Here is a 15,724-nt window from a genome sequence, read left to right on the forward strand (position 1 = left end):
TTCATTACGATATGTTGTTAGAAATCGATCCCACCTTAATTTGGACTATTACAGGAGTAGTCGTTGCAGTAATTGCTGTAATTGTAGCTCTGCTGATTCACCAGAGTAACAAGAAGACAAAAAAGTACGATGAAATCAAAGATTTGCAAGTTTCATGCAACAGGCTGAAAGTTGCCATGGACATCGGAAAAATCAACACCTTGCTGAGCCAAGTCGTTTCGTTATGCAAAAAAGCCCAAACAGACATAGGTTTTAACACAGGTAATGACTTGAAAAACATTGCTTCCGAGGTGAATCTAAATTGGAATGAAGTCTTGATAAAACTTGATGCACTCCATGATGAAAACTTGAAAAAGGATTTATCGGATATAATGAGCCAATATTGGACTTGCCTTTCCGATGTTGAATTTATCGTGTCTGCTTTAGGACAAAAAACTGAAAATTTCAACGAAATGTTGACTTCAGACAATTCGCAGGAATTACAAGATGTTGTCTCTACCTCCGTTAATCTCTATAAAAACGAATTTGAATGTCTCTCACAGATTATCTCTTTGAGATTTAAAGATATAGAGGTTCCATCATTTGATAGCAAAATAGACGATTTGTTAGCCACAAAACTGAAAGACTACACCATAAGCAGCAATAGTTTCACCATAAAACTTCGGGCAGCAACTGGTGATGCCATTGCACAAATTTCGTTAGGAGATTATTATTTCGAAAAGAATCAACCTAAAGAAGCCTTTAAATGGCTTTTGAAAGCGGCAAAACAAGGTCTTGCTCTTGCTCAATACTGTGTAGGATTTTGTTACGAAAAAGGAGAAGGTGTTGAAAAAGATGAAAAAAAAGCATTTGAATGGTACTTGAAAGCTGCCGAACAAGGTCTTGATGAAGCTCAATGCAATGTAGGAGTTTGTTATGGATATGGAGAAGGTATAGAAAAAGATGAAAAAAAAGCATTTGAATGGTACTTGAAAGCCGCAGAACAAGGTCTTGCTATAGCTCAATTCAATGTAGGAGATTGTTACAGCGAAGGAGAAGGTATAGAAAAAGATGAAAAAAAAGCATTTGAATGGTACTTGAAAGCCGCAGAACAAGGTCTTGCTGAAGCTCAATACAATGTAGGAGTTTGTTACGAAAAAGGAGAAAGTGTTGAAAAAGATGAAAAAAAAGCCTTTAAATGGTATTTGAAAGCTGCAGAACAAGATTTTGCTAAAGCTCAATTTAATGTAGGAAATTATTACAGAAAAGGAAAAGGTATAGAAAAAGATGAAAAAGCAGCATTTGAATGGTACTTGAAAGCGGCAAAACAAGGTCTTGCTGAAGCTCAATACAATGTAGGAGTTTGTTATAAAAATGGAGAAGGTATAGAAAAAGATGAAAAAGCAGCAATTGAATGGTACTTGAAAGCTTCAAAACAAGGTTATGCTGCTGCTCAATTAGCTGTAGGAGTAAGATATCTTTTGGGTGATGGTGTGGATCAAGATTTTTCATTAGCATTCAAGTGGCTCACCAAAGCAACAACCCAACATGAAACAGGGGCATATTGTTATCTTGGTCTAATGTATTGGAATGGAAAGGGAGTTCCTAAGAGTCCGTATATAGCAGTAAAATATTATACTATAGATGCTGAAAACGGCTTCCCTTATGCTCAATACCTTCTTGGCAAATGCTATGAAACAGGCATTGGCGTAGATGAAGTTGATATGGGAAAAGCTATGTATTGGTACAGAAAAGCTGCCGAGCAAGGAGAGGAAAAAGCAATAGAAAAACTAAAAGAACTTGGTGAATAAAAAGTTGTTTTTGTGTCAGTTTTGGTGGAAATACCGGTTTTTTGTTTGGCTTTAAAATGCTTGATACGGAAATTCCGTTCAGCCAATGCGAAGAAGGCAGCGACACTTGCGGCCACTGCGATTTTTGCGATATTTGCAGACGAGAGAGGAAATAGCCCAACAATCCAAAAACAAGAAAAACCAGATCTAATACTTTAAGGAAACGAGAGAGTTAGATTTCAAAAATTCACCTATTCTTCCAAAATTCCTTAAAGTCTTCGTAGTTTCTGGCCAGCAGTTCCGGTACATTCAAGCCGTAAGGACATTTTTTGCGACAGGCGTTGCAATGCTTGCAGTTTTCTATTTTTTTCATTTTTTCAGCCCATTCCTCTGTAAGATAAACGCTTAACGGAGCACGGCGCAGGAAAAGACTCATTCGGGCGCAGTCGCAAATCTCAATGCCGGCAGGACAAGGCATACAATAACCGCAGCCACGGCAAAAATCACCTGCCAGCTTCTTTCTTTCCTCTTCCACCTTACGCCAACGTTGCGGATTCATTTCTGGCGCTTCGTTCTGGTAGGAGATAAATTCATTCAATTCCTTTTCGCGCTGAATGCCCCAAATCGGCAAGGCGTGGTCGAATTGGTTAAGGAAAGCGTAAGCCAAAGCCGAATCGGTAATCAAGCCGCCCGCCAAAGCCTTCATGCAGATAAAGCCCATGTTGTGTTTGTGACAGGCATCGACAATTTTCTGGTCTTCTTCCGAAGAAAGATAGGAAAACGGATATTGCAAGGTGTCGTAATAATCGTGCTCAACGGCTTCCATTGCGACATTCTGACGATGGTTGCTAATGCCAATGAAACGAATTTTTCCCTGACGCTGAGCCACCTTGATGGCATCATACAGGCCCGCCTTGTCGCCCGGTCGCGGACAATAATCCGGATTATGGAACTGGTACAAATCGAGATAATCGGTGCGGAGATTTCTCAACGTCGTGTGCAAGTCCCTCCAAAAATCCTCAACGGTGGTCGCTCCCGTTTTCGATGCCAAGATGACCTTGCTCCTTACATCCTGAAAAGCCTCGCCGATTTTAATTTCGCTGTCAGTGTAAAACCGCGCGGTATCGTAAAAGTTAATGCCGTTAGCGTAGGCTTTCTGAAGCAAATACACAGCTTCCTTTTGGCTAATCCGTTGAATTGGCAGGGCACCAAAACCGTTTTTATTCACTTTCAATCCGGTCTTTCCAAGAATAATTGTCCTCATAGCAAATGATGTTTAGTTGAACAGAATGATTTAACACTACAAAAATAGAAAATAAATTAATATGTTATACTATTTCAAATGAATAAGAAATGTTTTTTCCCTATTTTTGCCTTGCAAATCCGATGTGCTGCAATTTTGCACTGCAAATCTAAGGTCTGCAAGGAATTGGCGGTTGGCTTGTGGCTTAGTTATGGTATAACTTTGTGTAAATGAATGGTTTGTCAACGGCCAAAAGCCAAAAGTGAGAAACAAATTTGAAATTGTGTAATTGTCGAAAACATTTCTGTTATGCGCCGTTTTATTTCTTTGATTATATGCGTTATGTTTGCGCAAATGCTTGTCGCTCAGACGAAAACAACACTTATTAAAGGTCAAATTGCCGATGAAAGCGATGCTCCGATTGAGTATGCTGCCATTGTCCTTCAAAACGAGAACAATGCTGTTCAGGCTGGTTCCATGTCGAATGATGAAGGCCGTTTTCAGTTTAAAGGAGAGTTTTTAGGGAAATATAAACTGGTAATCAGTTATATAGGTTATGACAATCAGGAAGTGGAAGTGGTTTGCGACGGCAAAAAGACTGTGGATGTTGGAAAAATCGTCATGAAAGAACTTATACATCAAATCGATGAGGTGTATGTGACAGGGGAGAGACTGCCGAAAACCGTTTCGGTGGACAAGACGAGTATCAATCCGGCGGCAAATATGAGTTCGGCGACGGGTTCGGTGTTGGAAGTGTTGCGCTCTGCGGCTTCGGTCAGTGTGGATAACGAGGACAATGTCTCCATTCGTGGCAACAATAACATCTTGATTCTATTGGATGGCATTCCGACGACGGTTGGCAGTCTCAATAGCATTCCGGCTGCCAATGTGCAAAGCATTGATATCGTGACAAGTCCGGATGTAAAATACGATTCGGAAGGCACAGGCGGCATCATCAATATCGTGTCGAAAAAGCAGATTGGGACAGGTCTGAACGGGATGGCTTCGTTCAATTATGGCTTCAATGGAATGTTGAACGGGAACTTGGCTTTGAGTTACAGCAAAAAGAAATGGAGCCTTCGTTTCAACTATAACGGGAAATATGAAAAGGATTTGATTAACAGTACTTTGAACCGTGATTTCTATCAAGGTGGGAATAGTATTCATCAAATCATTGCGGCCAATCGCACGACCAGCAATCAGGTTTTTGGCGCTAATGCGGTCTGTCGCGCTTCGAAGAAGAATATCTTCACTTTGGATGCCAAACTGATGCTGCCACGACTGAACAATGTCCAGAATTTTGAGAACCATTATGCTTTTTCGCCCTTGTTGTATCGCACCACCGACATCAGTTTCAACCGCGTGATGTTTGAGGGTTCGTTGGCCTATAAGCATGTTTTCATTCCTGAAAAAAGTGAAATGAGCGTGCTGGCATCGGTTTCAAAAATCAAAGGGGACAGACCTTCATTCTATTTTGAAAATGAGCAACTTGTGCAGAAATCCATTTCGGGTGGAAGCCCGTTTATTACAGCCTTGCAAGCCGATTATATGCAGAAGGTTGGCAAAGGAAAAATGGAGACGGGCGTGAAGATGATGGTGCGTCAAAACAACATCAACCACAAGTTTTATGAGTACGATACGATTAATAATGTGTGGGTTTATTTCCAGTACTTCAGCAACGATTTGCGCCATCGCGAATACATTCCTGCCGCTTACGCAATGTATTCTTCAAAACTGACTGAAAGACTGTCGTTTAAGGCGGGGCTGCGCTTCGAATACAGCGTGACGACCTTGCACAGCGACAAGCAGCAATTGGACACCTTGAATCGCAATGCTTTCCTTTCGCCTAATCTTTTCTTCAATTATCAAATCTCAGAAACACAGTCGCTTTCGTTGGGATTTTCGAGAAGAATCACGCGCCCGACTTATCCGCAACTCAATCCATACATCAATTTGATTGACAACCAGACCTACGAAACGGGCAATATTAACCTTTTGCCAGAGACTTCCAACAAGGTGGATTTGGGTTATTCTCTGGTCTCAAAATATCTCAATGTCAATGCAAACGCCTATCTGAATTACATTCAGAATTACATTTCGCAAGTCGCCCTAATGAGCGGTAATACCTTGATTTTGACTTATATCAATGGCGATTCCGACCGAAAGACCGGCCTTGAATTGCTGCTGCGTCTGAAACTTGCCCAATGGCTTTCCGTCGATTTGAACAACAATGTGTATTACACGAAGACGAACGGCACGTTTGAAAATGCCGACATCAACAATCAGGGTTGGGTGAACAGTTTCAATGCTTCTGTGAATGTCAAGCCGTTGAAAGGCACTGATTTACAGATGCAGTTTTATTACATTACGCCACAATATTTCCCGCAATTTCAGACCCAGCCCATTTATTATGCCAATGTCGGCGTGAAGCAGGTCTTGGTCAAGGAAAAACTCTTTGTGACGGCCATGTTTACCGATGTCTTCAACACGCGTCGTTGGGATATCTTCTCCGATAACACCATTTACAATCTGGTCAACAATAGTAAAGGTAAGACGCAAATGTTCTGGTTAGGAATCACTTATAATTTCAATTCCTTCAAGCCGGGCGTGGCAAAAGCCAAGAAAGAGGAGGAGGACAGAAGCATGATTCGCTTGGGCGAGTGAGATGCAAATTTTATGTCGAGTTGTTGCTTTGATGCGAGAAATTCCATCTTGCAAATTTTTCAAACTTTTTTGTAACTTTGCCGCCGTGTAAAACTCAGATTGCCATGAAGTACCCTATTGGAACCCAGACATTCAGCACCCTCATCGAAGAAGGCATGGTCTATGTGGATAAGACCGACCTTGTGTACCAGCTGGCCCAGAAGCGAATCTGTTTCTTCTGCCGTCCCCGTCGTTTCGGAAAGTCGTTGCTGATTTCGACCTTAGATAGTTATTTTAGAGGGAGAAAGGAACTTTTCAAAGGCCTGAAGATTGATGCACTGGAAAAAGACTGGGCGCAATATCCCGTGTTCAGGATTGACTTCTCGAATGGAAATTTCAGCAAACAAGATGGATTGACGAATTTCATTGAAGACGATCTTTTCCAATGGGAAAAAACCTATGGCAAGGAGTCGGATGTTCCGGAACTTGGCAAACGTTTCCAAAATGTACTAAAGAAAGCTCATGAGAAAACTGGCCAAAAGGCGGTGGTTCTCATCGACGAATACGACAAGCCCTTGCTTGATGTGCTGATGGAACCGATGGAGGAGCCAAACCGAAACATTCTCAAGGAGTTTTACGGCACTTTCAAGTCAGCCGATGAGCATCTCCGTTTTGTGTTGCTCACAGGCGTGACTAAGTTCTCGCAGGTGAGCGTGTTCAGCGGTTTCAACCAGCCCGAAGACATCAGCATGGATAGCGGTTTCGATGCCTTGTGCGGCATAATCCAGGAAGAACTTGTAGCGTATTTCGATGGTGAGATTGAGGCAATGGCTGAGAAACATAAATGCTCGAAAGATGAAATGTACCAGCGTCTGAAGAGGCAATACGACGGCTATCATTTCTCCGAGGAGATGGTTGACATCTTCAACCCGTTCAGCGTACTCAACGCCATGTCGAAGAAAAGACTTGACGACTATTGGTTTGCCTCGGGCACGCCGACTTATCTGATGAAACTCATCGACCGCAATAAGACCGACATCAAGGAAATAGTGAGCCGCCCGTATGCGAAGAAATACTTTATGGACTATAAGGCCGATGTGGAAGACCCGCTTGCGATGATTTACCAAAGCGGCTATCTTACGATAAAAGCGTATGAAGCAGGCAAGGCACTGTACAAACTTGATTTCCCGAACAATGAGGTCAGGAATGGCTTTGTCGATATGCTTGTCAACGACTACTTCAACGACCGTCATGGCGATACGAATTGCCTGGCTATTGACATCAGCGATATGCTTGACGAATGTCGTTTGGACGATCTCCGCGATGCGCTCACAGGCTTCTTCGCTTCCATTCCATACAACGCCAACTACCAGCAACGCGCATGGAGTTATGAAAGCCATTATCATTATACATTATATCTGATATTCAGGCTTTTGTCATGCTACACGACTTTGACCGAAAAGGAAAACTCACGTGGTCGTGCCGACATTATCGTTGAAACCAATGATTACGTTTACATCTTTGAATTCAAACTCGATGGCACCGCAGCTGAAGCTTTGAAACAGATTGAAACAAAAGGCTATGCTGAACCATACGCCGCCGACAGCAGGAAACTTTTCCGCATAGGTGTCGGTTTTTCTTCCGAAATGAAGAACATTGCGGAGTGGGCGGTGATTTGAGTTAAGTTTGCAGTCACCAAAGAGTTTTTGTGCCTATTCTTCGCTATTGTTATACTTTAGTAGAAAGTATGAAAATCATCACTTTCCAGTCCTTTGTCTGCTGAAAATCACCCAAAGCACGATAGGTGCGCCAATCAAGGCCGTGACTGAGTTGATAGGCAGACTGCCGTCGAAACCAGGCAGACGCGAAATAAGGTTACAGAATAGGGCTAAGTCCATGCCAATCAAAGCTGTTGCAGGAATCAGGACGAAATGGTTACTGCTCTTGAAAAGGAAACGCGCCAGATGCGGAACCGCCAAACCTAAGAAGGCGATTGGTCCGCAAAAAGCCGTGATGATGGCCGTGAGAAATCCCGAAACCAGAATGGTCATCATGCTGCAACGCCTGATGTTGACGCCTAAATTCTCGGCATAACGCTCGCCTAAAAGCATCAAGTTGAGGTTTTTGGATAAGAGAAAAGCCAAAATTGCGCCGACAATGATGGTGATGCTCAGGAAAGGCAACTGCGCTTTGCTGACTGACGAAAAACTGCCCAAGCCCCAGATGACAAAGGCATGGACGTCTTCTTTTTGACTGAAGAACTTCAGCACATCGGTGATGGAACCTGCAATGTAGGCAATCATGATGCCGACCAGAATCAGGCTGACCATATTACGCAACTTTGCACTGAGAGCCAAAATGAGCAATAAGACCAGAAAGGCCCCGATAAAAGCGGCAAGCGAAACGCCTAATGTCGACCATAACGCGCTTTGACTGAGTGCAATGCCGCTGAAACTTCCTGCCAAAAGTACGACTAAGGCCACACCCAAACTCGCCCCGCTGCTGATGCCCAAAATGGAAGGATCGGCCAAGGGATTGCGGAACAAAGTCTGCATCAATAGGCCGGAGACGGATAAGCCGATGCCAGCCAAAAGTGCCGTAATGGCTTGTGGCATACGGTATTCCATAATGATGGAGCGGTATGTGTTATCCTCGCCGTGAAACACCGCTTGACAAAAATCCTGAAAAGGAATGGAAACGGAACCCAACAGCAGATTGAGGGCAAACAGCACCACGCCAATCAGAAAGATGCTGATAGGGATGAGTATGTTGCTATGGTTGACGTGTTGTGCCATTGGTTTGAAAAAGTGGTCAAAGATAGGGCTTTATAAGAAATGTAAAACTGCGAGAATAATGAATGTGCCAACAAGCAGCCAGCGATTAACATTTATAGATTTATCAATTTTTGAGAATCTTGCGTCAACTGATGACTTAAATTCGTCGATATTTGATAAAATATTGTTACAAATGGATTTTGTCTCTGACAAATTAGAAATAGCATCGTTCAACTTTTGAATTGACGAGTCAACTTGAGTACTAATGCTATTAGTGTTTGACTTCAAATCGGCAAAGTTATAGTCTATTTGCTCAATGAAAGAATCAAATCTAACTTTGATATCAGCAGACAATGAACCAATAGATTGCGTAATGTCAGAAAAGGCTTTGTCTTGTTGATTCTTCGTCTCATGTAATTCATTAGCAATTCCATCAAGCTTGATCTTTATTGCCTTAATTTCATTTGTTGCATTGTCCAGAACCACATGAAACGAACTGAATTTGTTTGTCTGCTCTCCCAATTTGCTGATTTCAGTTTCAAGCATTGAAAACGATTCGGTTATTTTTGAGTCGAAAGCCGTTGTGGAAGTTTTCACATTTTCATTAAATTGAGTGATAAAACCTTCACAAGACGACCTAATCTTGTCTATCGTTGATTCAAGTTCTGAAGTTTTACCAGACTGATAGTTTTGAACTTCTGATATAAACCCTGAGACATTTTCTTTTAATGCACCCAAACTTTTTGAATACTCGCTGATAACTTGCTGCAAGCTCTTGCTTGAAGCAACAATTTTTTCAACTTGTTCTTTAGCAGACTTTATTTCCGCCAATTCTGTCTCCATATCATGGAGTACTTTTAATACATCGTTTGCCATATCTATTATTTTCTATAATTATCACTAAATGTGTGTAACCACTTGGAGTGGATTTCCAATTCTGCTTCCATTTCATACTCTTCAAGTTTGTGTATATCGTCATCAGATGCCACATGACGATTATTCTCATTTAATTTTCCCTTGAAACTATTTACAATCTTATGGAATTCATCATAATCGGTATACTTTTTATATAACGCCAAATATGCAGAAATATAACTTTCCTTAAGTTCATTTTTGAGGTTTTCATTGTCACCGACGCCCAAAAACAATAGGCAAAATACATTTAGAAGGTCAATGGTGAAATTAGTATCCGTTAGAGAACGTCTAATCAGGCGTACCGCACCTTGAAGATGTTTCACATTGTCTATCTGAGAACTAGAATCAAGACTTGTTATGTCATCATCAATTACGCGCATGTATTTATAGACAAAATTAATAGAAGATTTTTTCCCTTCATCTGAATCACTAGTAAGAGAAAAAGATTTGTCTTCTTCTGGTAAATCTTCATATATAAAATCACTTCTCGCATACTTTGAGTTGAAGTAGTAGTAGATAAAGTCTTTGAGATCTTCGTTTTTTTCAAGCCAGCTGCGTCCTTCTTCTGCACCAAGCATACAAAAAGTACGCATATCATCAATAGCTCGCTTGCGTTTGACGGCTATCTTATCATAAATGAATTCTGTCAAATAACCAAGGCATTTATGAACTTCATTGTCTCCTTTATAAATAGGAACTTTTGCTATTTCTTCTGCCGCTTTCTCTTTCGAGTAATATCGTTCCAGGAATTTTTGAAGTCCTTGGTAGTATTCTCCGTCTCTTTTCCTCACTGTGACGATACGACAGCGATTTTTCCCGTAGTCTTTCGTGAAGTCATCAATAAGACCTATACAACACATACGATATATAGCCTTGTCAACATCTGCACCATCTCGATATATCTCAATACTGTCAGCAGGAACTATTCTGACATTTCCATTTTGTATATCTTCAATATGTTTTTCTTTGTTATTTCCTCCGTTAATATAAACAAGCTGATTGTTGTTTTTTAGTCGTCCTATTGTTCTTGTTGAAATAAACGCCACCAACTCTGTCCCCTCTACGGAACTAAGTAACTTTTCCAAAAAATTAGAAACCTCTTCTGTATGTTCTTTTGTTTCCGCATTATTTCCAACAAATAATGATATGGTAGACTTGTTTAAGAGTTCGTGCATCGTCCGTTTCTCGATGAGCGATCCCTTAAAATTGTTGTTAAAGAAATACATGACTGTTTCATAATCGGCATTCATGTATTCTATGTTTTCTTTCCGAATTGTAATACCGTTTGATTTGAGTATGTCGTCTAAGTCATCTTTGTATTGAAAACCTTTAGCTTCTTTTGGAACATCTTTTAATTTACATTGACTATACAATGAACATTTCGTTTCGCAAGGACCTTTGTCACATTTAGTGCATACCTGATTACAAAGGCTAAAACCAAATCTTATATTACAAACTTCACACTTCAGTTTCACCATGTCTCGTTCTGGAGAAAAAACATCAATATCCTCTGGTGATATAGAAATATTGAATTTATTCAGTATGAAATTCAAATCCTCTTCTTTAAACCATTTTCCTTTAATGATCCATATATCAGGATGATATACTTTGCATTTGGGATTAATTCTAACAAGTTTATAATCAGAAAGCAAAATAACAGACAATGCTGTATGCCTGTCACGGCCTGCGCGTCCAGCTTCTTGAACAAAACTTTCGAGGGAACTGGAATAGTTCATATTTACCGTAAACCTCACATTGGGTTTGTCGATACCCATACCAAAAGCTTTAGTTGCCACCATAAGCGGAAGTTTGTTGTCTCGGAATAGTTCAAGATTCTTGAATGATTCTTCGTCAATTTCTTTACTTTTTTCATCATCTCCATCGCTACTACCCATAAAAGTACCAACATCAAAGTCTTTTCTCAACTCATCGGCATTCGGGTTGACAGCAATTCCTCCGCTATTCTTATGAGGGCAGAAAATAATGCCAGATTCTGTATATTCCTCTTTTTTAGCAGCGTAGTTGTCTGGCATTGCTATGGTTAAGTCGGGTGTGTGTGTTCGTTGCTTGTTCTGCCGTTCGAAAAATTTACTTACTATAGTCTCCTTCTCTTGCTCATTCTGGAGTTCTCTGATATAAGTGGGGATTTCGTTGACATAATGTCCAAGAAATTCTTGTTTTGCTTTATAAGCTGCCCATTTATCTTTAATGTTCAGTGCTCGTGGACATTCATCTAAATGATGATTTGAATCGAAAAATTTATCTTCCTCATATTCTACTGGAACCTTTTCTATTTTATATTGTAGCTCAAGCCTATTTGTATTTTCATCTCTAACGATTGTATCAGAATCCAATGGGAATTGACCATTGCCAGATAGTTCTCTTTCCACATCTGCCAGTACATCAAACGATGCGGTAGCTGTAAGACCAAAGAGTGTCAAATGCTTTCTGTTTTCTTTTTGCTTTGGCAATACATAATTATAAAGATTTCTCCCCAAATGTAAGTATGTAAACCTAAAATCATGTCCCCATTCGGATACGCAGTGAACTTCGTCAATAACTCCATACGAGAAGTACACGCCCAACTCGTGCATGTTCTTTAGCTTTTCCCTAAAACTGTAAATACATAACCGTTCGGGAGATAAAAATACAAACTGGAGAAGGGAATCTTCCATTGCCTTACACCGCTTTTCTTTTTCGTCGGCATTTACAATAGCATTAATGAATGTACATGCATCTATTCCGGCTTTGAGAAGACCGTCGTATTGATCTTTCATCAATGAGCGAAGAGGATCAACCACAATTGTTACACCAGGTTGTAACATGGCTGCAATCTGATAAGTAAGAGATTTGCCACCGCCTGTTGGAAGTAAGCCAATGACACACTTGTTTTGTAAAGCTCTGCTTAAAATTGGCAATTGTCCCGGTCGGAAAGATTTTTTCCTAAACAGCGTCTGCATGAAGTATTCAAGATGAACTTTCAATTCATCAATATCCTCATATTCTCCATTGGATTTCTTAGTTACTAACGGTTTGTAATCTATTACGTCACTGGTGTAAATCTGTCGTTCACCGTAGAGATAATGCGATGAGCGAATATTGAAATAGCAATCATTTCGGCTCTTGAATTCGCTGAAAGAAATATTTTCCAAATGGGCTCGCCTCACGACAGCGACATCTATTACCAAATCAAATGCGTGATTTTTAATAGATGCACTTGGCTCAAGAAGAATTGAAACAGGAATGCCATCTACTTTATGAAGAGGGGAATCTTGAAATTCAGGAGAACTGATAATTGTTAGTTTAACTTTGGGGAATTTTATTTCATCATATTCTTGACTTAATGCAGTTAGATGATTAAACATTTCTTTGAGTTCTGCGATAGCCAATGCCGCGCAAGGCACATCCCGTTCTTGAACTAATATATCCCAACTTGGTGCATTGACATCCAATTTTCCTATCAGCAATGCTTCTGTAATAGTCTTTTGAACCCGGGCAATTCCAACTGGTGATAATGTCAATTGAAGATTTTTTTTCCAATCATCATCAAACGTCCTGTAATATGCAGATTTTACATTTCTCAAGTATTCGCTATTAAAGCAACTGAAATCAGAATTTGATATTTCGGCCTCATTAATTCTTTCGCAATGCCATAAATTTCGTTTGAGTACTTCAACTCTATAATTGTCATTTTCTTTCTGGTCGGCAGTTGAATGGTATCTGTCACCATCCAATTCAAGAACAACCCCTTTTAGTTCGTTCCCGTAAGGGAATTGACAAGCGAAATCCACTCTTTGTGATTGATGCCTAGACTGATTCGTTATGGATGTAAGTTTCCTTTGTGGGCAAAGCACTTGCTGGAAAAACTTTGGAGCAACATCACAAATATAGTGTGCTTCTAAATCGGAATCTATGATGTCATTGTTATAGCTTTTTCTTGTCAAGTTCCACCTGCTATCAATCGCATGAAGTGCCAAAAATACATCTTGAGGATTTAAATTATCCAATGAAAATTGTATTCCTCCGAGAGCATCAAATTGTTGCTTATTACCAAAGGTAGCAAATGCATTTTCTACTAATTGACTGCACTTTGTTGGGAGGCCTCTTACAATAATATTATTTAGAACCGCAAAAAGAGGATTAACATCATCGTAAATGCTGGCACCAATATCAAAAGGCGTTGAAACTTCAAATGCCGACAAATACTTATATAGGGCATCCACTTTGTCTTTGGTAGTCTTTTGTCCTTCGGAAGAAAAAATATCTTTAATGCAATCAAGTCGATAAGAAGCATTAAATTGTTTTGGAGGATTATATTTTACAAGTATAGTTTCGTTTTCAAAGCGTTCTATTTTAAACACTTTGTATCGAGCGGTGTAAGAAATATGACTATCTTTATTGTGATTAGCTTGCCATATCAATTCTGGATTTTGAAACCAGTTGAAGAATGCTTCTATTCTTTGGTTGTTAGCATTCATTGGCCCAACACAAATGAAATAATGTTCTCCACAAATGGCATCAGCAATCGTTTGGGCTAATTGTTTGACATTTACTGAATCAATATCAAGAATATTAGAAAAGAAATGAATCGTTACATCAACATCAGAAACAATGTCTTCTGTTATTATTTCATTTGCGTATTTATTTAGTGCAAATATTTTAGCATTATCAAGATATGCTCCAACATGCAATTCTGCTCGTTCCAACGCTATTCCTGATGGCTCAATAAGAATGACACGAGAAATGTCAGTTTTGATATTATTGGCTTTCAGAAAATCTATAAAACATATTGTTGCCAATCCTTGTCCGCAGCCCCAGTCAATTATTTGGATATTCTTATTTTGATAAGCATTTATTTCTAAATGATTAAGGGCTCCCTGAATCTTAGCTTCGTGCATATTCCCATAAGAATACAAGTATTGGCACATTTGTTCATGTGTGTCGAGGAGATTGACACCTCTACCAAGTGAGTCAAATAACGAATTCCTTTCTTCTTCAGATAGAGACGATATGGCATTCCAAGCAATTCTTCTTATTCCTTGAAAAGAAGGATTTTCTAATGCCTTTACTTGTGCTATATATTCTTGAATTGATGCCATTTATTTCCCTGTTATTGTTTCTCCATTAGGATTATCTAAATGCTGTTTCCAATTTGCTAAAGCGATTTCTTTTGAAGAGTTTGCATAGCAATACTCACAAAGATGGGGGCAAGTGTTGTATTCTCCTATATCCTTTGCTGCCATACAACCACAAAGTTCACGTTGTCCGGGGTCTTTTTTGTGGGCACTGATAAAATATTTGTTGTTGGGCAGCAATATTGCTCTTTCTGGGATTTCGGTGTCGCCGAATAAGGATGGAGCAGGAATATCTTGATTTTTTACTTTCATAAAATCCAGCAGTTCTTGGCTTTGCCATGCAAGACGGGTGATAAGGTCGCCGTCTATACAACGGTTGTGTTCAATCCCGTATTTTGAGAGGTTTATTTTTTCGCCACAAGTGGCAAGCGTATAATTCCAACCTCTTTCCTTATTCATGGATGATAATTTTTGAGCAAAGATTTCCATTTGCTCATCTGTCCATTCATGATATGGAATGTTGTTTCTTTCAAGATTGACTTTTACCTTTTTGTATAAAGAAATATCCGCATAGCTGAAGACTAATTTCTCTGTATAGCCTTTAAGTTGATCTCCAATATTTTGAACTTTGGCAAGAAGATTGTCAACGGATATATCATCGGTAAGAATCATCGGGTCAAATCTCCAGATGACGGCACCTTTTCCGAGACGATTGACGAGCAGTTTGAATGTCTCAATGCGTTTCTCCAATGACGGGACTTTCTCTAATTTCTCATTTTCATAATCATTGAGAGTGTATTGAATGTAGCACTTAATGTTTTTCTCTTCAAGAATATGGAGATAGTTCAAAAGTGGATGTGGGTTTTTTGACCAAAACACTATAAAACGTGTCTTGTCATAGGAGACGTAAGACTTTACGCCGTTGAAAGGATTTGTCCAGGCTGAAAAGCCAATTTCCAATCTTTTGAAGAACCAGTCGGCATAGAATGCAGGAATGTCAGTGCTTCTGCTTGCTGATACAATAATGGGAGCTTGTGCTTTGACAAACTGTCCGTCAATAGATAAATCTGTATGCTTCCAAGTTGCCATGTCTATGTTGTAACTATCACAAAAATCTTTATCAGGCAAAAGTAACAAAAAAAGTGATGAAAGAAATAACAACCCAAAACTTTTCAATCTTCTCGATTACGAGAAAATCCTCATCTATATCATTTGTTTTTCCAACCATGGTCATAAAAAGATAACACCCATAGTTCATTTCAATGACTTGTTCAAGTCAATCGAATAACTTGCCCAAGTCAATGC

8 protein-coding genes are annotated in these 15,724 nt (G+C 39.7%); 3 read left to right on the plus strand and 5 right to left on the minus strand.

Annotation, left to right across the window (positions count from 1 at the left end):
- Nucleotides 1–11: 11 nt before the first annotated feature.
- Nucleotides 12–1,790 (plus strand): hypothetical protein, encoded by a 1,779-nt coding sequence (locus tag AC06MN_RS04475; protein ID WP_475671157.1) that lies wholly within the window; start codon nucleotides 12–14, stop codon nucleotides 1,788–1,790.
- Between the two features lie 226 nt (nucleotides 1,791–2,016).
- On the opposite strand, the gene AC06MN_RS04480 is transcribed toward AC06MN_RS04475, so the two are convergent.
- Nucleotides 2,017–3,033 carry an aldo/keto reductase gene (locus AC06MN_RS04480; protein WP_475671158.1) on the minus strand — a complete coding sequence of 339 codons (1,017 nt, stop codon included), beginning with the start codon at nucleotides 3,031–3,033 and terminating at the stop codon, nucleotides 2,017–2,019.
- Nucleotides 3,034–3,354: 321 nt separating this feature from the next.
- Between AC06MN_RS04480 and AC06MN_RS04485 the strand changes: the two genes are divergently transcribed.
- Nucleotides 3,355–5,676 carry a TonB-dependent receptor domain-containing protein gene (locus AC06MN_RS04485; protein WP_475671159.1) on the plus strand — a complete coding sequence of 774 codons (2,322 nt, stop codon included), beginning with the start codon at nucleotides 3,355–3,357 and terminating at the stop codon, nucleotides 5,674–5,676.
- Between the two features lie 104 nt (nucleotides 5,677–5,780).
- A complete protein-coding gene (locus tag AC06MN_RS04490; protein ID WP_475671160.1) occupies nucleotides 5,781–7,334 on the plus strand; it encodes an ATP-binding protein in 1,554 nt (517 codons plus the stop codon).
- Between the two features lie 78 nt (nucleotides 7,335–7,412).
- On the opposite strand, the gene AC06MN_RS04495 is transcribed toward AC06MN_RS04490, so the two are convergent.
- Genes AC06MN_RS04495 through AC06MN_RS04510 form a run of 4 tightly spaced genes read right to left on the minus strand, consistent with a single transcriptional unit; the run spans nucleotide 7,413 to nucleotide 15,508 of the window.
- Nucleotides 7,413–8,450, minus strand: a complete 1,038-nt coding sequence (locus AC06MN_RS04495; RefSeq protein WP_475671161.1) for a FecCD family ABC transporter permease — start codon at nucleotides 8,448–8,450, stop codon at nucleotides 7,413–7,415.
- 30 nt (nucleotides 8,451–8,480) lie between these two features.
- The gene (locus AC06MN_RS04500) at nucleotides 8,481–9,305 is read right to left on the minus strand and encodes a hypothetical protein (RefSeq protein WP_475671162.1); all 825 of its coding nucleotides are present in this window, start codon (nucleotides 9,303–9,305) and stop codon (nucleotides 8,481–8,483) included.
- Between the two features lie 5 nt (nucleotides 9,306–9,310).
- On the minus strand, nucleotides 9,311–14,443 hold the full coding sequence (locus tag AC06MN_RS04505; RefSeq protein ID WP_475671163.1) for a DEAD/DEAH box helicase: 5,133 nt from the start codon (nucleotides 14,441–14,443) through the stop codon (nucleotides 9,311–9,313).
- Nucleotides 14,444–15,508, minus strand: a complete 1,065-nt coding sequence (locus AC06MN_RS04510; protein WP_475671164.1) for a DUF1848 domain-containing protein — start codon at nucleotides 15,506–15,508, stop codon at nucleotides 14,444–14,446.
- Between the last annotated feature and the right edge of the window lie 216 nt (nucleotides 15,509–15,724).

This window comes from Candidatus Limimorpha sp., assembly GCF_056203535.1.